At 56.6% G+C, this 21,217-nt stretch carries 17 protein-coding genes and 1 tRNA gene; 11 read left to right on the forward strand and 7 right to left on the reverse strand.

What is annotated here, in order from left to right:
- Window positions 1-135 precede the first annotated feature (135 nt).
- The 5 genes from NC979_RS06830 (at window position 136) to NC979_RS06850 (ending at window position 5,319) form a co-directional block, all read left to right on the forward strand.
- Window positions 136-639 (forward strand): tRNA (cytidine(34)-2'-O)-methyltransferase, encoded by a 504-nt coding sequence (locus NC979_RS06830; protein WP_190518747.1) that lies wholly within the window; start codon window positions 136-138, stop codon window positions 637-639.
- A 792-nt stretch (window positions 640-1,431) separates the two neighbouring features.
- Window positions 1,432-3,615 (forward strand): peptidoglycan DD-metalloendopeptidase family protein, encoded by a 2,184-nt coding sequence (locus NC979_RS06835; protein WP_190518752.1) that lies wholly within the window; start codon window positions 1,432-1,434, stop codon window positions 3,613-3,615.
- Between the two features lie 179 nt (window positions 3,616-3,794).
- A tRNA-Met gene (locus tag NC979_RS06840) sits at window positions 3,795-3,866 on the forward strand.
- Window positions 3,867-4,071: 205 nt separating this feature from the next.
- Window positions 4,072-4,677 (forward strand): peroxiredoxin, encoded by a 606-nt coding sequence (locus NC979_RS06845; RefSeq protein WP_190519007.1) that lies wholly within the window; start codon window positions 4,072-4,074, stop codon window positions 4,675-4,677.
- Window positions 4,678-4,782: 105 nt separating this feature from the next.
- Window positions 4,783-5,319 (forward strand): peroxiredoxin family protein, encoded by a 537-nt coding sequence (locus NC979_RS06850; RefSeq protein ID WP_190518753.1) that lies wholly within the window; start codon window positions 4,783-4,785, stop codon window positions 5,317-5,319.
- On the opposite strand, the gene alr is transcribed toward NC979_RS06850, so the two are convergent.
- Entirely contained in the window at window positions 5,316-6,515 is a 1,200-nt protein-coding gene (alr, locus tag NC979_RS06855) for an alanine racemase (protein WP_190518754.1), read from the reverse strand. The genes NC979_RS06850 and alr overlap by 4 nt on opposite strands.
- A gap of 182 nt (window positions 6,516-6,697) precedes the next feature.
- Between alr and NC979_RS06860 the strand changes: the two genes are divergently transcribed.
- Window positions 6,698-7,198 carry an HNH endonuclease gene (locus NC979_RS06860; RefSeq protein ID WP_190518755.1) on the forward strand — a complete coding sequence of 167 codons (501 nt, stop codon included), beginning with the start codon at window positions 6,698-6,700 and terminating at the stop codon, window positions 7,196-7,198.
- A 344-nt stretch (window positions 7,199-7,542) separates the two neighbouring features.
- Complete coding sequence (locus tag NC979_RS06865) at window positions 7,543-8,748, forward strand: DHH family phosphoesterase (RefSeq protein ID WP_313887122.1); 1,206 nt, start codon at window positions 7,543-7,545, stop codon at window positions 8,746-8,748.
- Between the two features lie 109 nt (window positions 8,749-8,857).
- On the opposite strand, the gene NC979_RS06870 is transcribed toward NC979_RS06865, so the two are convergent.
- The 4 genes from NC979_RS06870 to NC979_RS06885 form a co-directional block, all read right to left on the reverse strand.
- A complete protein-coding gene (locus NC979_RS06870; protein ID WP_190518756.1) occupies window positions 8,858-12,088 on the reverse strand; it encodes an efflux RND transporter permease subunit in 3,231 nt (1,076 codons plus the stop codon).
- A 90-nt stretch (window positions 12,089-12,178) separates the two neighbouring features.
- A complete protein-coding gene (locus NC979_RS06875; protein ID WP_190518758.1) occupies window positions 12,179-13,450 on the reverse strand; it encodes an efflux RND transporter periplasmic adaptor subunit in 1,272 nt (423 codons plus the stop codon).
- Between the two features lie 147 nt (window positions 13,451-13,597).
- Window positions 13,598-14,368, reverse strand: coding sequence for a lysozyme (locus NC979_RS06880; protein ID WP_190518759.1), 771 nt, complete (start codon window positions 14,366-14,368; stop codon window positions 13,598-13,600).
- A gap of 42 nt (window positions 14,369-14,410) precedes the next feature.
- Window positions 14,411-15,331 carry an SDR family oxidoreductase gene (locus NC979_RS06885; RefSeq protein WP_190518760.1) on the reverse strand — a complete coding sequence of 307 codons (921 nt, stop codon included), beginning with the start codon at window positions 15,329-15,331 and terminating at the stop codon, window positions 14,411-14,413.
- A gap of 10 nt (window positions 15,332-15,341) precedes the next feature.
- Here NC979_RS06885 and NC979_RS06890 point away from each other — a divergent pair, with 10 nt between their 5' ends.
- From NC979_RS06890 to NC979_RS25305, 4 genes are all read left to right on the forward strand, one after another.
- Entirely contained in the window at window positions 15,342-16,721 is a 1,380-nt protein-coding gene (locus NC979_RS06890; protein ID WP_242023986.1) for a mechanosensitive ion channel family protein, read from the forward strand.
- A gap of 65 nt (window positions 16,722-16,786) precedes the next feature.
- On the forward strand, window positions 16,787-17,803 hold the full coding sequence (locus NC979_RS06895) for an endonuclease/exonuclease/phosphatase family protein (protein ID WP_190518761.1): 1,017 nt from the start codon (window positions 16,787-16,789) through the stop codon (window positions 17,801-17,803).
- Between the two features lie 219 nt (window positions 17,804-18,022).
- Window positions 18,023-19,042, forward strand: coding sequence for an SLC13 family permease (locus NC979_RS06900; RefSeq protein WP_242023987.1), 1,020 nt, complete (start codon window positions 18,023-18,025; stop codon window positions 19,040-19,042).
- A gap of 30 nt (window positions 19,043-19,072) precedes the next feature.
- Entirely contained in the window at window positions 19,073-19,231 is a 159-nt protein-coding gene (locus NC979_RS25305; RefSeq protein WP_242023988.1) for a hypothetical protein, read from the forward strand.
- Window positions 19,232-19,349: 118 nt separating this feature from the next.
- Here NC979_RS25305 and NC979_RS06905 read toward each other — a convergent pair whose 3' ends face one another.
- A complete protein-coding gene (locus NC979_RS06905; RefSeq protein ID WP_190518770.1) occupies window positions 19,350-20,033 on the reverse strand; it encodes a response regulator transcription factor in 684 nt (227 codons plus the stop codon).
- A 21-nt stretch (window positions 20,034-20,054) separates the two neighbouring features.
- Window positions 20,055-21,161, reverse strand: a complete 1,107-nt coding sequence (locus tag NC979_RS06910) for a sensor histidine kinase (protein ID WP_190518772.1) — start codon at window positions 21,159-21,161, stop codon at window positions 20,055-20,057.
- Window positions 21,162-21,217 lie beyond the last annotated feature (56 nt).

Raw genomic sequence — 21,217 nt, forward strand, 5'->3', positions numbered from 1 at the left:
TTTCGATCAGTTACCGCACAGGGTAAAACCACTGAGGGAAGTATTAATAAAATCTATATCCCCTAGACATTTCCACCGCTGCCCTAAATTCGTGCCTCATCCGCTGATCCATTCCGTATTTTGATTCTCCTGTCTATGCCCACCATTGTTTTAGTCACGCCCCAGATCCCCCCAAATACAGGGAATATCGCCCGCACCTGCGCCGCCACGACCACTCCTCTACACCTCGTTGGCCCCCTAGGGTTTGACCTCAGCGATCGCGCCCTCAAGCGAGCCGGGCTCGACTACTGGCCTCAAGTCAACCTAACTCTGCACACCGACTGGGATACTTTCTACACCCAGCAGCGCCAGCAGGGAGGACGAACCATCGGCTTTAGTACCTCTGGGCGATGTAGCTATACAGAATTGACCTACCGCGCCGATGACTGGCTGCTATTTGGTAGCGAAACCGAAGGCCTCCCCAAGTCAGTCCTGGCCACCTGTGACGAAACTGCCTACATTCCTATGGATCGCACCGTGGTGCGCAGTCTCAACCTCTCCGTTAGCGCCGCCATAGCCCTTTACGAGACCCTGCGCCAGCTTCACCTCTTCCACCCACAATCCACACTAGATATTGCTAGTAACCAAGACCCAGCTTAGCTTTGAGCAATAGAGTTGCCCTAGCCAACCAGAGTTTGATGAAGGCTACATTTAGAGCCTTAAAACAGAACGGGAAATGGTTAATAGCTATCGAGTAATGTCATATCCATAGACCACTGAGCTGAGTTGTGAAGCTTGTGGCGCGATCTGCTCCGTAGGCCAAAAGGGGTGAAACCCCCAATGCGAGCGTTTTTCGGGGCGAAATTGCGTTGAAAAGCTAGCAATCAAAATAAGCGGTTTCCAAGGATACAAAATTGGGGTAGTCGAGATAAGAAATTTATATAACCTACTTGGATGGTTTCTGTCTCGACATCTGCCATTGGTTATAGAGGTCTAATTGTGCGTTTTGCCCTGTGGGTGATCAGCCCTGTGGGCAAAGGGTTTACGGTCTCAACCACAGTGGTTTATAGCCCCAGAAACCAGGCTGGCGTTACAGTTAGTCGGCTCAGTCAAGCCCAAACAATACGCTTGCCAAATACTTTTTTTTGGGGTTAAACGTTTATGTTGTGCTCATCAAGTTCCCGGTCACGAGCTTAGTGTTCAGGGAAATGACAGAGAGACCCTGGGTATTGATTTTCGTGTTAAGTCATGTAAACTTGCCTAGGTTGCCGAAAGCAGGGTAATGTTACCTAGCCGAGGCGTTAATCTGTCGATCCGTTGTTGTTCTTCTGCTAACACCTTGCCTTGTCGCTATCTCTAACGAAAGAGTTTCTGCCAACTGGCGGTACCTCCATCGGATAGGTAGTGTGGCTTTCATAGGTTGTTAAGCGCTGGTTTACAGGAGGTCGTTCCTTGAAACGCGTAGTTCCCCAAGAGTCTGAAGCTGATTGCCTGCCCTCTAGCTTGAGCAGCGCTCAATCTGAGCCTTCAGGAGGTTATCGTCGAGTGCAAACCTCGGCAGCCATGCTGGGCCTAGCCTTATCGTTCGGAGCGTCCGCTCCGTTTTTCACTGAGCCAGAATTGGCTCTCGCTGCCGAAGGCACTAACCTGACGGTGTTACCTGCGGCCAATCGGGATCAACCCGAGATGCCCAAGTTAGTGTCTGCCGAAACAACCTCGTCCTATCACACCGTTGAAGCAGGGGAAAGCCTTTGGCAAATTGCTGCCCAGCACGAGGCCGATGTCAAAGCCATCAAGATGGCCAACGGCATTGCTGGTGACGACGTACTACGGGTTGGGCAGGTTATTCGGGTTCCTGCCGTAGGAATGGCCAGTTTGACTGCTAGCGCTGATGTCTCTCGTTTGGCTCTCAAGGCCAATGCTGCTGGGGGCGTCGGTGGTGATTTAGCGACTGCTAGCAGCTTGTTGCCAACCAGCGACGTACCCACAGTAGACGAGTTGGAGAAAGCTTGGCAGCTAGAGGATGCTCTGGCTCTCAAAGGTGAAGATGGGCTGTCTGAAGAAGATCTCGCTGCGGCTAACCTAGACAAGCTCTCCTCAGAAGAACTTGAAGTTGACGCTGACGGCCTCGTCTCTGACTCACTCCCCTTAGCTGCGATCCCCACTCTTGAACCAGAGGCTATCCAGGAGCCTGCGGCAGATCTGACCGCTGACGTTGAGCCAGCTGCCGCTGTCCAGCAAATGGCGAAGGTTGACGAGGCAGCTAGTCAAGCAGCCAGCGAAACGGTTGAGCCAGTTGAGTCTTTTGCTAGCCTGCCGCTCCACCAGGAAGAGGTCGAGCGTCCTGTTGCTGCTGCCCAGTCGCCGCAACCCGTTGCAGCTACCAGCACCCCAGTTCCTGCAGCAACTACCAACACTTCGGTCCCAGAGGCCAAGAAAGATTTCACCGTAGCGGCACTACCTCCAAGAACGGCGGCGGCGACTTCAACCGCTGAGGTTGGTACCGTACGGTCTTATCAGGTCAAGCCGGGTGACACTCTGTGGTCGATTGCTTCTCGCAACGGCCTCACCATAGATGAGCTTCTCAGCCACAACAACGCTGTTAACCAGCCTGAAGCTTTATCAGTCGGCGACAGCCTAAGCATTCCCCTAGCCTCAGCTACGGAAGAAGCGGTTAGCTCACCTTCCAGCGGTTTGGCGGCTGCTCCTAGAACCCGTGAGCAGGCTATTCGCGATCACTTGGCCCGCATTCGTGAGTCAAATAGCAACCAGGTTAACCGCGACGAACTCAACGCGCGAATTCGTGAAGCTCGTCAAGAGCTTGATCGCAGCCGTGTCACCAGTGCGACCCCAGAGACTGCCGCGCTGGAGTATCACAGCCCTGAGCCGGAAGCTGTGGCTGCTGTGGCTTCTAACGCAGTAGGTGGCCCCGAACCGGCCAGCTCGACAGCCCTAACCGCTAGAGAGGGTGCCCAAACCCTTGCATCGCCTGCTGCTGATTCGGAGTGGACAGTTACCGATGCCGCCAAAGATCAGGTTCAGCCGATCGCTGCTCTGAGCCCAGCCGATGAGGCCGTGGTTGATGAGTCTGAGCAGGTAGATGCCGCGACTCCTCCTAGTCAGCTGCTAGCGGCTGCTCCCCTAAGTGCTGATGCCTATCGGACTGCGCCGAGCATGCCAGTGGGGCAGACCGTGTCTCCCAACATGCCGATGATGCCGGGTGCCAACGAGTTTCTACCCGAGGCACCTCGTCTTTCCAACGGCTACATTTGGCCTACCCGTGGCACCCTGACTTCTGGCTACGGCTGGCGTTGGGGCCGCATGCACCGCGGTGTTGACATTGCTGGCCCAGTTGGAACGCCGATCGTGGCGGCAGCGCCAGGGGTTGTCGCGCGCTCTGGTTGGAATTCCGGTGGCTATGGCAACTTGGTAGATATCCGTCACTCCGACGGCAGCTTGACCCGCTATGCTCACAACAGCCGTTTGCTGGTACGCGAAGGTCAGCAAGTGAGCCAGGGGCAGCAGATCGCTGAGATGGGTAGCACAGGCTATAGCACTGGCCCTCACCTCCACTTCGAGGTGCACTTACCCAGCAGCGGTACCGTTAATCCCATGGCCTACTTACCCGATCGCTAGATGGTTTAGCCATAGTTTAGTAGCGCGGGCTGACATTGCTGTTAGCCCGCTTTTTGTAAAATATTTTCCATCAAAGAAATGCTGGACATAGCTTGGTGTGTTGACTAATTCTGTGATAGATTCATTAACTGTGGGTTGACTAATGGGGGTACGCCCTAGTTAGAAAAAATCAATGCTACGGCTCAGTAGCTCAGTGGTAGAGCAGGGGACTCATAAGCCCTTGGTCGCAGGTTCAAATCCCGCCTGAGCCATTCTTAACGGTTCAATAGTCCGTCCAGCGAGCGTTGGTCTAGCCTTTCTCTGGCTGGAGTTCGTTGGGGTGACGCATTAAAAAGCTTTATCACTCTGTATGTATGGTAAAGCCGAGAGCGGACGAGGACACCAGGGAGAGTTTTCTCTGGCCAAAGTACTATGATGGTACTGCGCAACGGCGGTAAGACCTTGAGGGATGAGTCCATGCCTGAGATAAGAGATAACTGTTTGCGGGTTGGCCAAATGGCACCCGACTTCAGTGCCACCGCCGTAGTTGACCAAAACTTCAAGATTGTTAAGCTATCCGACTACCGGGGCCGATATGTGGTCCTATTTTTTTATCCCCTCGACTTTACCTTCGTCTGCCCTACAGAGATTGCGGCCTTTAGCGATCGCTACAGTGAGTTTAAGGCGCTCAACACCGAGATTTTAGGCATCTCTGTAGACAGCGAGTTTGCTCACCTAGCCTGGATCCAAACTGAGCGTAAGCTAGGCGGGGTGGGCGATTTGAACTATCCCCTGGTGTCTGACATCAAAAAAGACATTAGCGCTGCCTACAACGTCCTCGACCCCGACAGTGGGGTAGCGCTACGGGGCTTGTTCGTCATCGACCGGGACGGGGTGCTTCAGCATGCCACGATCAACAACCTAGCCTTTGGCCGTAAGGTCGATGAAACCCTGCGGGTTTTACAGGCCATCCAGCATGTGCAAGCCAACCCCGATGAGGTTTGCCCGGTTGACTGGCAACCCGGAGATAAAACCATGAACCCCGACCCGGTGAAGGCAAGAGAATTTTTTGCTGAGGTCTAGCGACACCGTCGCGATTCCGGCACGGATACTCGTTCCGAGCCGGTTCCCGAACGCTCCGCGAATCGCCCCTGCCCTGCCGCTGTTGTATCGTCATTTTTTGGTCTGATGACCCCGATCGCGCCACTACCAGACCAGGCTAATCCCTGGCGCTATTGGCTGCCGTTGCCCCCTCGCTTAGGTCTGCCCCTCGGCCAGATATGCCCCGACTTTGCCCTGTGGGATGTCACCTACCAGCGCACGGTGCGCTTGGCTAACTGGCGAGGTAAGCAGCCGGTGGTCTTGCTCTTTTGCCGCCTCCTAGCAGAGATGGCCTACAGCCCTGGGCGGCACCCTTCGCTGGTCGCATTCAATCAGGCCTATGACCAGTTTCGCAACGCTGGGGTTGAAGTGTTAGCGATCGGCAATCAGCCCCAGCGTCAAGCTCAGGCGGCGGTAGAAGATCTGAGCTTAAGATTGCCGCTGCTATGCGACCCCGCGGGAGCGAGCTTTCGCGCTTACCACACTGGGCAAGCGCTGGGGGCACCCCTGCCGGCGCAGTTTGTGCTAGATGCGCAGGGGCGATTGCGCTACTGTCACCTGTTTTCACTGCTGCACCCAACCACATCGCCGGAAACGCTGCTAGCTGCCCTGAGTAGGCTTTAGTTACTCTGGATGGCGGTAGAGGCTGCTAAGGGCTGCTCCACTGCAATGCGGGGCAGACGGTGCTTAAAGCCACAGAGAATTTCCCAGCTGATGGTGTTGGCCATAGCAGCCCAATCGTCTGGGCCAATGATGTGGTGTCCGTCGCGGCCCAGCAGGGTGACGACATCACCCTCTTGCAGGCTGGGGATATGGCTGACATCCAGCATCAGCTGATCCATGGTGATAGCACCGATTTGCTGGGCTAGGCGGCCTTTGACCATGACCTGGAGCCGGTTGGAGAGCACCCGCGGCACCCCATCGGCGTAGCCAATGCCGACCACTGCTAGGCGGAGGGGGCGATCGCACACGTATTGATGGCCATAACTAATGCCGGTGCCCGCAGGCACATCCTTGAGATGAGTGATGCGGGCTTTGACCTGCATGACAGGCTGTAGGTCGAGCCGCGATTGCAAATGGGGGGCCGGGTAGAGGCCATAGAGCCCTAGACCAACTCGCACCAGGTCGTAGTGGAGAGCAGGGTCAGCCAGGGTGGCGGCGGTGTTAGCCAAGTGTAGCCGGGGAGGGAGCAACTGCTGCTGTTGGAGGTGCCCTAGCGCCGTCTTAAACCGCTGCTGCTGCTGCTGCATGATGGTGGGGTCGGGGCTGTCGGCGGTAGCCAGGTGAGAGTAAAGGCTGTCGATTTTGAGGTGGGGCAACTGCCGCACAAACCGGGTAAAGTCGACGGCCTCGGCCCAGGGAAACCCTAGGCGGGTCATACCGGTGTCGATCTTAAGGTGCACCCCAACCGGACGGGAAGCGGCTAGCCCAGAAAGCGTGTCGGAAAAGACCAGGGCCTGTTTGGGGTTGACCAGGGTGGGCTGAAGCCGCCAGTGGGCGATCGCCTGCATTTCTTCAGGGCTGTTGACCGCCCCCATCACTAAAATTGGCGCCTGAATGCCCGCGGCCCGCAGCTCAATTCCTTCGGGAACGGTGGCTACGCCGAGCCAGGTGGCCCCAGCTTGCAGCGCCGTTTGGGCAACGGTGACGGCCCCATGGCCATAGGCATCGGCCTTAACCACCGCCATCAGCTGAGTGGTGGCGGGCAGCAACCCTCTAAACTGGCGCACGTTGTGCTGCAGCGCCGCCAGATTAATTTCAACCCAGGCACGGCAGCAGCGCATAGGCTCCAGGCTTGGAGTGTGATCCCAATTCAGCATTGTGTTCCTCCTTCACCACCGAGGCTAGCGCCTCATCATAGCGCCAGAACTGGCCACCAGATGTGCCAACACTATCCCAAGGTACCGGCTTCAGGACAGTCTACCAGAGGTCAAAAACCTCAATTTAGCTTCTGTGCTAACATCAATCCAAATATTCTTTAGCCAATTATCCACGCATTCGAATGGGTAAGGTTCTGGTGCTCAACGCCTCCTATGAACCGCTCAACATTACGAGCTGGCGTCGGGCTGTCGTCCTGATTATTAAGGGTAAGGCGGAGCGGGTTGAGCATAACGGCAAGTTTGTCTACGCCGATTTTCCGCTGCCGACGGTAATACGGCTGCGCCACTACGTGCGGGTGCCCTACAAAGATATACCACTCACCCGGCGCAACCTGCTCCAGCGCGACAACCACACCTGCCAATACTGCGCCTACAGCGGCGACGGTCTCACCCTCGACCACGTGATCCCCCGATCGCGCGGTGGCAGCGACACCTGGGAAAACATGGTGGCCGCCTGCGTGCGCTGTAACGTGAAAAAGGGCAACCGCACCCCGCGGGAGGCCAACATGCCGCTCTTTAGTCAACCCCGTAAGCCCCACAGCAGTCTCTACTTTGAGGTGACGCGGCAAATTCACAGCGGCGTACACCAGGAGTGGAAGAAGTACGTCATTGGGATTTCGTAACTGTTCTAGTGCATGATTGCTTCAAGAGTATTCGACGGCATCATCGCTGCTTGACTACCGGCGGATTCATTCTTAGAGTGCTGCCTTAGGCCATGGGGCTTGAAATCCTATAGCCTGATAACCGTTTGCACCAGACTCTATCGAGTGACTCTAACAGTTCCGCTGCAATTTGCGATAATTAAGTAGGGCCGCGGCGCTATTGACAGCGCTTTTGAATCAAGACGATGGTGAGCCAAGCGGGTTGACGTTAGCACCTCTAACGCCGTTGAGGTCTATCCCTTGTCTTTGCACTAAGGGGCTATGTCTACCTACCATCGAGCGCGCTGTCGCACAAGGAATTGCCCATGATGACATTCAATTTAGACTCTGAGACCGCTGAAGCCACCTTTTCTAACGGCAGCGGGATGACTTCTCTTGTGCCCCGCCCCGAGAATGACAGTGACTCTGAAGATCCGGTACAGGCGGTGCGTCGGCTGCTGGAGGGGCACCGCGGCGATCGCCACCTGGTGCTGCTGCAAGACTTTCCTGACCCTGATGCGCTGTCGTCGGCCTGGGCCTACAAGCTGATTGCCAGCAACTACAAAATCGAGTGCGACATTGTCTACGCAGGCACCCTCAGTCACCAGGAAAACATTGCCCTCGTCCGGCTCACAGGCTTGCCCGCCCGCCGCTGGCTGACCGCCGCCGATAGTGCTAGCCTGGCTAACTACCAAGGGCTGGTGCTGGTCGATAACCAAGGCACGACGAGCCAACTCTACGAACACCTGCGGGAGGGGGGGCTGCCTCTGGTGCTGGTGATCGATCACCATGCCCCCCAATCTAAGCTAGACGCAGAATACATCGATCTGCGCCCCCACATTCGGGCTACGGCCACCATCTTGACCCAGTATTTGCAGCAGGGGCTGCTGAACCTCGATCGCAACAACAGCAAGCACACCAAGTGTGCCACCGCCCTCATGCACGGGTTGCGGGCCGACACCAACCAGCTGATGCACGCTGGGCCCAGCGACTTTATGGCGGCGGCCTACCTGAGCCAGTTTTACGACGGGCAGCTGCTGAGTGCGGTACTGCAAGCCTCGCGCTCAAAGCGAGTGATGGATGTGATTGAGCGATCGCTGCGCAACCGTAAGGTGCAAAACAACGTCTCTATTGCTGGGGTCGGCTACCTGCGCTACGACGACCGCGACGCCATTCCCCAGGCAGCAGACTTTTTGGTGACCGAAGAAAACGTGCACACCGCCGTGGTCTACGGCATCGTTCACGACGAGGATGAAGAGCGCGAGGTGGTGATTGGCTCTCTGCGCACGAGCAAAATCACCCTCGACCCCGACGAATTTATCAAAGAAGCCTTCGGCCAAGACAGCGAGGGTCGCTTCTTTGGCGGCGGGCGATCGATGGCCGGCGGCTTCGAAATTCCGGTGGGCTTTTTGTCGGGCTTTTATGAAAACTCGGAGTTCAACCGGCTCAAGTGGGAAGTCTTTGACACCCAGATCAAGCAGAAGCTTTGGCGGCTCATTAACCCTGAAGAGGGCATGATCAATACCGACTAGAACTCTCTGCTCAGCGGCAGCATTTTGACGCAAGCAAGCGGCTAATCACAAAATCCCACCTAGATTCACTAGGTGGGATTTTGTAGTTAACGGCTGAGAATTTCGTCCTCTAAGATTGAAAAACTTCAGACGAATCTACCGGCTCAATCGAGTCGTCTTCGGCGATCGCCCCTTTGCCGCCCGAACCAAACCCGCCATGGAGCAGGGTATAGAAACAGGGAATGATAAACAGCGTCAGCACCGTAGCCAGAGATTGCCCAAAAAACACCACGATGCCCAGAGGTTGTAAGAATTCAGACCCTTCACCAATGCCCAGGGCTAGGGGAAACAGGCCCAGCACCGCAGTGATGGTCGTCATCAAAATGGGGCGTAGGCGACGGGGGGCAGCGCGCAGAATGGCTTCCTGGCGAGAGCAGCCGGTAGCTTTATAGATCTGGTTGGCCAACTCCACCATAATGATGGCGTTGTTGACCACAATGCCCACCAGCAGCACAGCCCCGACAACCACCGTTGCGCCGATCGCGGTTTGAGTTACATATAGACCCAAGATGCCGCCCGCCAGCGCCAGGGGCACTGTCAGCATAATCACCAGCGGGTCGATCAGCGAGTTGTACTGCACTGCCATGACCGTAAAGACTAGAAAGGCAGATAGCGCCCCCAGCATGACCAAGGCGTCCTGTAGCTCAGCATTGGTGGCCGCCGCCGAACTGGGAAGCACAGTCACTCCTTCAGGGAGTTCAAGCCCAGCGATTACGTCTTGGGCTTCGCTTAGGGCTTCGCTCAGGCTGGCCCCCTCCGCCAAGTCACCAGAGATCAAGAACACCTGTCGACGGTTGATGCGCTGAATTTGGCCGGGGGCTTCTCCTAAACCAACCTGGGCAACATCGCCCAGCTGCACCAACTGGCCATCGTCGGTGAATAGCGGAATATCCAGCAGTTGAGAGGAACGCTGCACAGTGCCGGGTTCAAGCTGCACTTTGATGTCTACTAGGCGGTTGCCCCGCTGCAGCTGGGTCGGAATTGACCCCGTCAGCGCCGTCTGAATGGTGGTACCAATGTCGGCCGCCGTGAGGCTCAAGTCTTCAGCTCTGGCCCAGTCAGGGCGAATCTGCACCTCTGCCTGAGGTTCTTCCCCATCGGGTCGATAGCGGGCTAGGGTAGCCTGTTGGCCCAAGGCTTCAACAACCTGCTGGCCAGCCTGTAGCAAGACTTCGGTATCTTCGCTTTGCAGGCCTACGTCCAGATCGGCGCGCACCGGAGAATTACTCAAAAACAGCCCTCGCACCGACTCGGGAGTGACGTTAATGCGGGTGTCTACTACGGGCAACTTGCTGAGTTCAGCATTGACGCGATCGACGTAGCTCACCGTGTTGGTACCAGGCTTTAGCGTAATTGTGCTGCTGCCGCGCAGGGTGTTTTCGCTGGTGCTAGTGCCAAAGAGAGAGCCGCCAGCGGTAGTAAACACGTAATCGGTTTCGGGCTGAGTCAGCAGGAATTCTTCTACCGCCTGCATGACTTGCTGGTTAGCTGCCGCCGTTGTACCGGGTGGAAAACGGACGGAAACGCGGGCCTGCCCAGTGCTAATGCGAGGCAAAATTTCTTGGGGAATTTGGCCCAGCATAAAAATGCTGCTGCCGCCAAACACCAGTAGCGCTAGAGCAATAATTATGATGCGATGCCGCAGGGCACGGCTGAGCCAACGCCCGTAGGCCAAGGTAACGCCTTCGAGACGGGTGTTGAACCAGCGAAATGGCCCCCAGCTCTGGAGCGATTGGGTGCTGCGCCCCATCACCATCCGTGCGGCTAGGGCAGGCACTACCGTCAAGGCCACCACGAGGGAGGCCGCTACAGAAAAGGTAACGGTCAAAATCAGTTCGTTGAAGATCAGTGAGATAAAGCCGCCAATCAGCAGAAAGGGCAGCACCGACACCAAGTTGGTGGTGGTAGCGGCTACCAGGGTTCCTTCTAGCTCCTGACTGCTGGCTTCGGCCTGAAAGATGGCTTCGCTGCGGCTGTAAACCCCGCCGGTCTGGCGCGATCGCTCCATTTCTTCGGCCCGGTTGGCCATGTTCTCGAGCATCACAATGGAGTTGTCAACCACAATGCCCACACCTAGGGCCAGCCCGCCCAGGCTAAATACATTGAGGGACAGACCAAACAACCCCATGAGAACCAGGGCGACTAGGCTAGCCAGGGGAATGGCCAGCAAAATAATAAATGTCTGCCGTAGAGACCCTAGAAATAGCAGCACGGCCAGGCCAGCCAGCGCGGCTCCAGACAGACCTGAGCCTGTCACGTTATTGATGGAGCTGCGGATAAACCGCGACTCGTCTAGGGTAGCAACGGTCTCCATCCCCTCAGGAATTTGACCTGCCTGACGCATCTGGTCGAGCTTAGACTTAACTCCGTCTACCACATCAATCGTGTTAGCCGCTGGTTGCTTTTGAATGCTGACTTTGACCGCGGGCTCGCCGTTCAGGAAGACAAAAACCCGCTGCTCTTCGGTGCCATCGATGACGGTAGCCACATCCTGCAGGAGCACCTGCTGGGGAGGATCGGTGCCAGGTACGGTAATGGGCAGGTTCTGCAACTCCTCTGCTGATTCAAAGCGGCCCACTAGGCGGGTGAGGGTTTCCTCGTCACCACCGCGCAGGCGACCACCGGAGATATCCTGGTTGCGATCGCTGAGTGCATCAATGATGTCGGTTACCCCAATGCCCACCGCCTGCAAGCGGCGCAAATCCACATTCACCTGCACCTGCTCGTTTACTCCACCCGATACATCGGCGCTAGCAACACCGGATACCTGCTGAATCTCTCGGGATAACTCTTCTTCAGCAAAGATGCGCAGCTCTTGGGCACTCAGGCTATCGGAGGTGAGCGCCATTTCGTACACCGGTAGCTGGGAGGGATCAACCTTAAACAGTCGCGGTGTTTCAAAGGTTTCGGGCAGAGTGCCGCGGGCGCGGTTGAGAGTAGCCGTGGCATCGTTAAGAGCCTGATCGATATTGCCGCCGGGTTCAAAATACAAATCGATGCTGACCTGACCTTCTCGGGTTTGAGAAAACACCTGCACCACGCCTTCGGTGGTTGCCAGGGCTTCCTCTAGGGGCCGAGTAATCTCATCCACTGCCACCTCTGGGGACAGTCCTGGCGCATCGCCACGGAGGCCAATGCGCGGATAGGTAATGGCGGGCAGCAGGTCTACCGGCAGCTGCGTAGTAATAAAAAAGCCCATCACGAAGACGGTCAGCGTCAGCATGAGGGTGCCAATGTGTTGGCGAATCGCCAACCCGCTAATGCTAAAGCTGCTCTTGGGAAAGGAGGAGGGGGTAGTCATGGGTGGAGGGGTGGAGGAGCGGAGCGGTGAGATGGTGGCGGTAGTTTTGAGTTCTTTAGGAAGCGCTTAATTCAAAATTCAAAACTTTCCTCAGCCTTCGGAGGTCAAACTGAGCTTTACGGCTTGCCCTGCTTCTAGGGGCTGGCTGCTGCGCACAACATACTGTTCGCCGAGGGCGAGGCCAGAGAGAATGGTGACTTGGCCATCAGCGCGATCGCCCACCTGCACCGATCGCGACTCAACCACCGGGTCGCCATCAGCCTCAGCGACCACAAAGATCTGGTTCTCGCTATTTTCCGCGGTCTCCAAGGCGCTTTCGGGCACGACAACGGTCTCGGATTGATTGCCGGTGCTGGTCACTCGGGCCAGCAGACCACTACCGATGCGGCTACCGGGATTGGCCACGGTAATCTCAATCGGCAGCAGGCGCGAGGTGCTGTCGGCGACCGGCGAGATGCGCGTCACTTGACCGGTGAAAGTTTCGTCGGGGAAAGCATCGATGGCGATCTCAACCGACTGCCCAACGCTAAATTCGCTGAGGTTGCTGTCGGCCACTTCAATCACCACCAGCACTTCTGACAGATCGCCCAGGGTTAAGACGGCTTCGCCAGGGAGGATTAAATCGCCGGGTTCGGCGACGCGTTCGAGCACGACCCCTGACAGCGAGGCCGTTAGGTTGGCGAAGGAGAGGCGCTGCTGGGCCTCGCGCAAAATCGATCGTTGGGCTTCGACGCGCTGCTGGGCGGCCGCGACAGCCTGTTGTCGGGTACGCACCTGCTCTTGGGAAGAGGCCAGGGCTTGTTCAGAGGTTCGCAGAGTGGTTTGAGCCTGCTCGGCAGCTTGGGCCGAGATCGCTCCTTGGGATGCGAGGGTCACTAGGCGCTGAGCATCATTGCTGGCCTGCTGGAGCCGCACCCGCGCGTCTTCAATGGAGGTGCGAATGTCGGCCAGTTCGGCTTCGGCCTGGGCGACCTCAAACTGGCGGGCAGCGAGTTCGGCCTGGGCCTCGCCCACGGCGGTTTGCAGCAGCACATTGTCGATGGTGGCAATCACCTGGCCCTGCTGCACCGTATCACCGACGTCACGAGCCAGGGAAAGCAGCCGCCCCTCGGCCTGCGATCGCAGCGAGACCTCCCGCGCCGGGCTGGTGGTGCCAGTGTAGATGCGGCTCGAATCTTCGCCAGCGGCAGCTACGGCTGTATCTACTACGGCAGGGCCCTCTTGCTGCTCGGACTGGGCCTGGGCGGCGGGCTCTACAGGTTTGCCACAGGCTACCGTTGCGATCGCAATACCCGCCATGATTAAAAGCCCTGATGATCGGCCAAGGAGACCCTTGGCCGATCGAAACCGTTGAACAACCATGCCTTGAATTCCCTAAGCTGCTGGGTTTTAATTTACTTTACAGTTTTTAATCCTGGCGTCTATCTCTCAATAGATGTCAAGCCGTGCAGATTCTGCCAAACCAGTGCATAGAACAACTTTTGGTGATTAACAGCACAACGCAGGACTCTACTCTTGGGCAGAGGCATCGGGTGTGTTCCACAGCTCAACTTCGGCTTTGCGTCGGTTAACTAAGCCAGGAAACTCCTCACCGCCAGCCTTAGTAAATTTCATCAGTTCTGCGGGCACAGCATCGTACTCGCCAGCATTGAGCTTTTTCAGCAGCGTGCTTTCTTCAAAAGCCTGTAGCCCAATGTTATAGACGAATGAAGCTAAGGCGTCGCGCTGGTTGTTGACAAGCTCAACGGTAACAAGATCGTCGATTTTTTGGCGAATTGGCTTCAAGTCTTGATCGAGCAGGGTTTTAGCCTGGGCTTGGCTAATACCCCTAGCAAAGGGTACCAATTCGCCGTCGATGTTAATAGTCCCCGACTGGTGCTCTTGGGGTTGAATCAGGTGCCCATAACCGATGATCTGGTTGCCCAAGCCATCATCGTAGGGATAAATCTTTCCGTCCTCAGCCAAGCCGGCACCTTCGAAGGTTGCCACCAACTCAACTCCCGGCGTCTCTGGTTGAAGCTTCTCCTGCTGGGCGACCTCGGGCAGCGGCGCGTGAGAATGTCCGTTGATCAGACTAACCGCCCACTTGCCTAGGCTTTCTGCTTCAGAGCGGGGCGGTTCTCCAAGCACATCAACGGAGCGCAAGCCCATGTTATTAGCCTGAATCGATCGATTGCTGTGCCCCACCATGCCGATACTCAGGGGCACTAAAATACTCGCCGCTAGACCACTGAGCATCAGAATCTTTTGCCAAACCGGGGGCAGCTTGTCGTCATCCATAGCAGCAGGGGGTGAGAATGCACAGGCTCCAAGCCGCAAAGGTTATTGAGTGCGAGAGCTTAGCGACCATTCTTTCACAGCTGTCAACCCCGCCATGGTGCCGCGCGGGCGATAACCTAGCTCAAACGCCTTTTGGCTGGCAGACGACACATCGGGCGGGCGGGGGGCAGGCAGGGTCACATCGGCCTGTTTGCTGGCCAGAATGAGGTCTTTATCGAGGCCAAAGACCTCGGCCATCCGCAGGCCAAAGTCGTAGCGGCTGATGCGATCGGGGCCACCAAGGTGCAGCAGGCCAGAGGCATTCTCTAGAGCCAGCAGCAGGCCAAGGGCGGCATCTTCGACGTAGGTCGGGGTGCGAAACTCGTCGGTAAACAGGTGTAGGGGCTGCCCTGCTTCTAGCGTGCGCAAGAAGCCCTGCAAAAAGCACTCTGCCGTCGGGCTGGGCGGACCGTACAGCAGCGGCATGCGGCAGATCACAGCGGCGGGGTGTAAGGCCTGAATGATGGTCTCAGCTTCGACCTTGTGGCGACCATAAACGCTGATGGGATTAGGGGGCGAGGTTTCGTCGTAGGGAGCTGCCAGGCCGTCAAACACTTGGTCGGTAGAGGTAAAGGCCAAGGGAATTTGGTGGCTGCCGCAAAACTGAGCCAGCACCCGCGTCGCTTCGACATTCATGGCATAGGAGAGGTTGGGCTCCTGCTCACAACGGTTGGGCTGCGACAGGGCAGCGGTGTGGATCACAGCGTCGGGGACGACCTGCGCGAGCCATTCGTTGAGGGCGATCGCATCAGTCAGATCAATACAGTGCAGCTTCACCCCTGGCAGCGGCGGAACGTGGCGGTGGTAGGTGCCCTCAACCTGCCAAGTTGGCTGAGCCGCGCGAGCCAAATGCCAGCCCAAAAAGCCGCTAGCACCGGTAATCAACAGTCGGCGGTGGGTTGAGGCCAAGGTGGGGTGTGCCATAGCGCCCGAGATGGGGTTGAATGAAGGATTGCCGGGCAAGAACTGCCGGGTAATGGGCCTAGCGGAGTTAGACAACAGTATGGCTTTGGGAAGACAGAACCATCGGCGGCTCTGGCTGCTAGCGCTCGGTCTAGGACTGGCCTTGATCCTCAGCTGGTCGGTGCCCCACGCTGGACTGCCCGCCTTTGCTCAAACAGCGGTAGAGCCAGCGGAGCAATTTTTTGCCGACGTGCTGGTGCAGGGGCAGCCCGTGTTGCAAGTGGGAGGTTTGCCCGATGTTAGCGCGGTTGAGCGGGCGGGGCAAATCAACCGGCGCATTGCTGCTCTGCTCAACCAGACCGATAACCCAGACCCCATCACCGTCAATGTTGATCGTGATCGCGACCTGGCCACCCTGCAAGTCAACCAGCGGGTGATCATGACTGTGACCGAGCAAGACGCGCTGGACTTTGACACTGATATGGCCACCCTGGCCCAGCGCTGGGCCGACCTGCTCAACCAGGCGATGGCCCGTACCAATCTAGCGGCGGCGGTGTCATACCGCATTCGCGGCACCTCTCAGCAGATGGTGAGAAACACCCTGGATAATTTGCCCGCACTGCTGGGGGCGCTGGTGGTGCTAGTGCTGACCTGGCTGCTGGCGGCGGTGGTGCGCCACGCCGTGCTGGTGTGGGCCTCAAAAACCGAGGGCGATCGCACCACCGAAGAGCTGATCAGCCGCCTCTGCTACGGCGGCGTGTGGACCCTAGGATCCGTGGTGGCCCTGGGTGTAATGGGGCTCAACTTTGCCGCTCTGCTTGGCACTTTGGGCCTGACCAGTGTCGCCATCGGCTTCAGCCTACGCGATGTACTGAGCAACTACATCTCTGGGGTAATTTTGCTGGCCACCCGGCCCTTTCGCATTGGCGACCAGATCGTCATCAACAATTTCGAGGGCACGGTTACTCAAATTCAGCTACGGGCCACCACGGTGCAAACCTATGACGGCCGCCTGGTCTACATCCCTAACCAAGAAGTATTTCAGAGCAGCATTACCAACAACACCGCCTCGCCCGTGCGCCTCAGCAGCGTCACCGTGGGCATTGACCACAACGCCGATCTGCCCGACCTGTTTAATCGCATTCAGCAGCAGATGAAGCAAGTTGAGGGGGTTGAGCTTGACCCCGAACCCATTGTGCTGGTGCGAGAACTGACCCCCAGCACCGTAAACCTTGAGGCGCAGTTTTGGGTGAACTCCCGAAAACAGTCATTCTTGCAGGTCACCTCTCAGGTGTTAGCCGCCATCAAACTAACGCTGCAAGATGCCCAGTTTGCCGAAACCAACGCCCCCGAAGACATGGCGATCGAGCCCCTCTCTAATGAACCCTTGCCCAATCCTCCTATCCCTTGAACGGCATCTATAGCCACTGGCGGCAACGGCGCTATTCTTAAACGCACCCCCACTTAGCGGCAGCTATGGAACGCAATCAGTTTCGTGTCGGCACCTTTAACCTCAACAACCTGATGCTGCCCGATCGCGAGTTTTACCCTGGCGAAGTCCATTCCCAGGTCAACTACCTGAAAAAGCTCACCTGGATTGGGGCTCAGCTCGATCGCATGAAGGTCGATATCTGCGGCTTTCAAGAGGTGTTTCATCGAGGGGCGCTGAAAGAAGCTTTGCACCGCAGTGAATACCACCAGCAGCACGAAATTGTCATGGCCGAGGGGTTTGGGCGGGGGCCTGGGGTGGCGCTGGCGACTCGGTTTCCAGTGCTGGGGCAGCGCATGTACGACAACTTTCCGCCCGAAAGCGTGCTGGATCTAGAGGGGGCTGAGATCCCAATTCGGCGGTTTTCGCACCCGGTATTAGCGGTCGATTTGGCCCTGACAGAGACGATTCATTGCACCGTGTTTGTGGTGCACCTGAAGTCAAAGCGGCCAATGATGACCAACGGTGTCGATCGCAGCGATCCGGTCGAAATTGCCAAAGGCCACGCCCGCTCGCTAATTCGCCGCACCGCTGAGGCCGCTGCCCTGCGGTTTTTGCTAATGGAGGGGCTGCGCGATCGCCGCTACCCGGTCATTGTCATGGGCGACGTCAACGACAACCATACTGCCGTCACCACCCAAATCGTGACTGGGCACCCCCCCTGGGAATCCTGGCCCTACCGCAAAAAAGCCCCCGTGTGGGACGTGCTGCTCTATCAGGTCAAAGACATTCAGGCCCGGCTAGGCTACGGCGACCACTATTACACCTACATTCATAACGGCCACTACGACAGCCTTGACCACATCATGGTGAGCGAAGAGTTTTCGGCCCAAAACCGCGATCGCATCGGCCGCGTCACCTATGTGTCGGTGTTTAACGACCATCTGTTTGACCAAACCTTGCTAGATGAAACGATTGAACCCTGGCAGTCCGATCATGGGCAGGTAGTGGCCACCATTGAGCTCAACCCGCCCCAGTCGGCTCACCCCCAGCTAGTGGTCTAGCGCAGTCGGCAGAGGCGGGAAATCGCCTACGGGTCGGTTGAGCGAACTGAGGATTGAGTGAAGTCGGGGTCAGAAAGAATTCAGGGTAAAGTCGGGATTTCCAACGGCTGCTGTCATTGAGTCGCCATAGCAGGTGAAATACAGGTCAGGACATCCCAAAAGGTCAGATTCGAGCCAGGCGGGTATTTTCGTTCTTTTACTATATCTCTGGCCTTCGGCATGACATTAACCTCAAACTGGCTAACTCTGGGGCAGGGGTTGGTGCTGGCACTCAGCTACCTGGGGCTAGCGCTGGGCTACGTGCCGGGCCTGCGCATGAACCGGGCCACCATCGCCCTGGTCAGCGCGGCGGTTCTGGTGGCCCTGGGCACCCTGTCTTTAGAAGCCGCCTGGGCCGCCATTGATGCCAACACCATCGTGTTTTTGCTCAGCATGATGGTGGTCAACGCCTACCTCTCCTACGCCGGTTTTTTTAATCTGGCCCTGGTGCAACTGCTGCGCTTGACCAGCAGTCCCCTGGGCCTGCTGGTGCTGTTAACCCTGGGCACGGGGGCGCTGTCGGCGGTGTTTCTCAACGACACCTTGGCCCTGGTGAGCACACCGCTGACCCTACAGCTCACCCGGGCGCTCAAGCTCAACCCGGTACCCTACCTGCTGGCGATCGCTGGGGCGACCAATACCGGCTCCCTTGCCACCCTCAGCGGCAATCCGCAAAACATTCTGGTGGGCTCGTTTTCAGACATTAGCTACTTGGCTTTTGCTCAGGCGCTGCTGCCGATCGCAGGGGTGGGGCTGGCTTTGCAAGTCGGTTTGCTGTGGTTGATTTATCCGGAGGTGCGATCGCTGACTCCCTGCCCATCGCCAGTGTTGCCCCGCCTGCGCCTGCACCGGCCACTGCTGATCAAAACCACGGTGGTATCTGCTCTGATGCTAACCGCGTTTGTTGTGGGTCTTCCCCTGGCCGAGTCGGCCTTTTTAGCCGCCGCCGCCCTGCTGATTACCCGCCGCATTAAACCCCAGCGGGTGCTGGGGGCGGTCGATTGGTCGCTGCTGGTTATGTTTTCGGGGTTGTTTATTCTCACTGAGGCGGTGCGATCGCTTCAGGTGCTCGATGCCGTCGCTCCGTTGGTCACTCACCCCGCCGGCCTGCTAGTAACAACAGCAGGGCTTTCTAACCTGATCTCCAACGTGCCTGCGGTCCTGCTGATTCAAGGGCTGATTGCCCCAGAAGACACCTAAAGCTGGCTGCTGCTGGCGGCAGGCTCTACCTTGGCGGGCAATCTCGCCCTATTTGGCTCGGTGGCCAACCTGATCGTTGTGGAAGCTGCCGCTGGGGAGGGCTATGCCGTCACTTTCTGGCAGCACCTGCGCTTTGGTTTGCCGCTCACCCTGCTGACCCTGGCACTGGCCTACATTTGGCTAGTTTAGAGCTGTGAAACAGTTTCCTATCGAGCGGTGGAGCACCATCGGGGCGGTTTAGCAATTGCTGCGCTGGTCTAGCGTTACGACCTTCGCCGGACTAGAGTGGCGGGCTGTTCGCGTGTTGCTATGACTCAAGCCCTTGGCCAAGCAGAACTGAGGCATTAGAGGGCGAGGTAATCAGGCCTTTTTGCAGCGCAAGGAGGGCGGCCTGGGTGCGATCGCGCACATCCAGCTTTTGCAGAATGGCGTGAATATGAACTCTGACTGTGCCTGGGGTAATGTAGAAAGCTTCGGCAATTTCTTGGGTTGTCTTGCCTACCGTAATGAGCTGCAAAATTTGTTTTTCTCGCGGCGTCAACAGAAACTCAGGGGCTCTTTTTGATTGGGCAATATCCTGAATTTCAAGAGTTGCCGTGTGGTCCCACCAAGAGGCCCCAGCAATCACCGAGCGCAAGGCCAACACTAGGGTTTCTGGAGCACCACCTTTCAAAAAATATCCCCGCACTCCCGTCGCAATTAACTGATTAATTAGGACGCTATCAGTCCGGGATGTAAGCACCAAGATTGGCAACTGGGGATATTGTTGTTTGAGCTGCCGGCAGACCTCAACTCCGCCGATTCTAGGCAGTCCAATATCGAGCAAAACTACATCAAACTCATGCTGCTCCACCAGGTTGATCGCCGTTTCGCCATCTCCAGCCTCTGTCACACTGTCGATATCGGCTTCCTGCTGCAATTTCATTCGCAACCCTAGGCGAAATAGTTCATCGTCTTCCACCAAGAGAACTCGCAGCCGTGGAGCAGCCATGGTCAATATTCGTAAGGGGAGTTAGCTATATGATGCCGGCAGACTGAAGCCAAACACCGCTCCGCAAGGAACACGGTTCTCGGCCCAAATTGTGCCACCGTGGGCCTCAATAATCTGTCGAGATAAGTATAGACCCAAACCCGAGCCCTTCGCTTGGCGATCGCTGCACCCTTGATAGAATCGCTCAAACAGCTGGGGCAGCTCTTCTGGACGAATCCCTAACCCTTCATCTAATACTTTCACCACCTGCTGATTAGGTTCAGAATCCTGCCAAGATTCTAAAACGACATCAACTCTGCCATCTATAGGTGAGTGATAGATAGCATTAATTAACAAATTTGATACTACTCGGTGAAGCTGCAAACAATCTCCATCAACCCAGCAGGCCTCTGCCGCTATAGCTGTTGGGCTGAAGCTAATTGAAACCCGGTAGCTCGATGCCAGATCATTTAAGGTATGAACAACTTGTTCTATCAATTCAACTAAATTGACGGGCGATCTTCTGAGCTGAACTCCTTCTGCATCATTACGGTAGATGTCTAGTACAGTTTCAACTAGTTGCAGGCTAGTTTTTTGGCTGCGCATCATGGTCGCCAACACCTGTTGTTGAGCCTCCGTGACGCGGCCAAAACGCTCCTGCTGAAAGGCTTCTAGCGTTTCTATCGCTCCCAACAAAGGCGTTTTAAGGTCATGGGTCAAGGTGGAGACAAAATTTTCCCGAAAGGTGGCCAGTTGTTCTTGTAGCTGTAGCTTTGTTTGCTGTTGGGCAATAGCTTCCTCATAGGAGCGATTGCGGTGGCTTAGCACCCCCGCCACCACTATCGCAGCAACCGCAATAATTCGATTGCCGATCGTGTAGGGGGTAATGATGTGGCTACCAGGAATCCACAAATTAAAGAGGGTTAAAAACGACGCCAGCAGCGTCAAACGAAATGCAAAACGTGAGCTTAATCGCAGGGTGGCGAGCAGAATAGGGCCAATGTACAGATAGCTAAAGACATAATCTGCTGATGAGATTAGCTCCAGCAATATAATGCCTGTAAATAAGCCACCCGTTATCCAAAGAATGCTTAATTGAGGAACTTGGCGCAGTTGATGGGGGCTTGGATAAATCGGGCGGTCAACCATGGCAATGCGCAGGGTAGCTTGCCCCCAAAAACGACAGGAGCCAGAATACTCAGCCT

It is taken from the genome of Leptolyngbya subtilissima AS-A7 (assembly GCF_039962255.1).
GTDB lineage: Bacteria > Cyanobacteriota > Cyanobacteriia > Phormidesmidales > Phormidesmidaceae > Nodosilinea.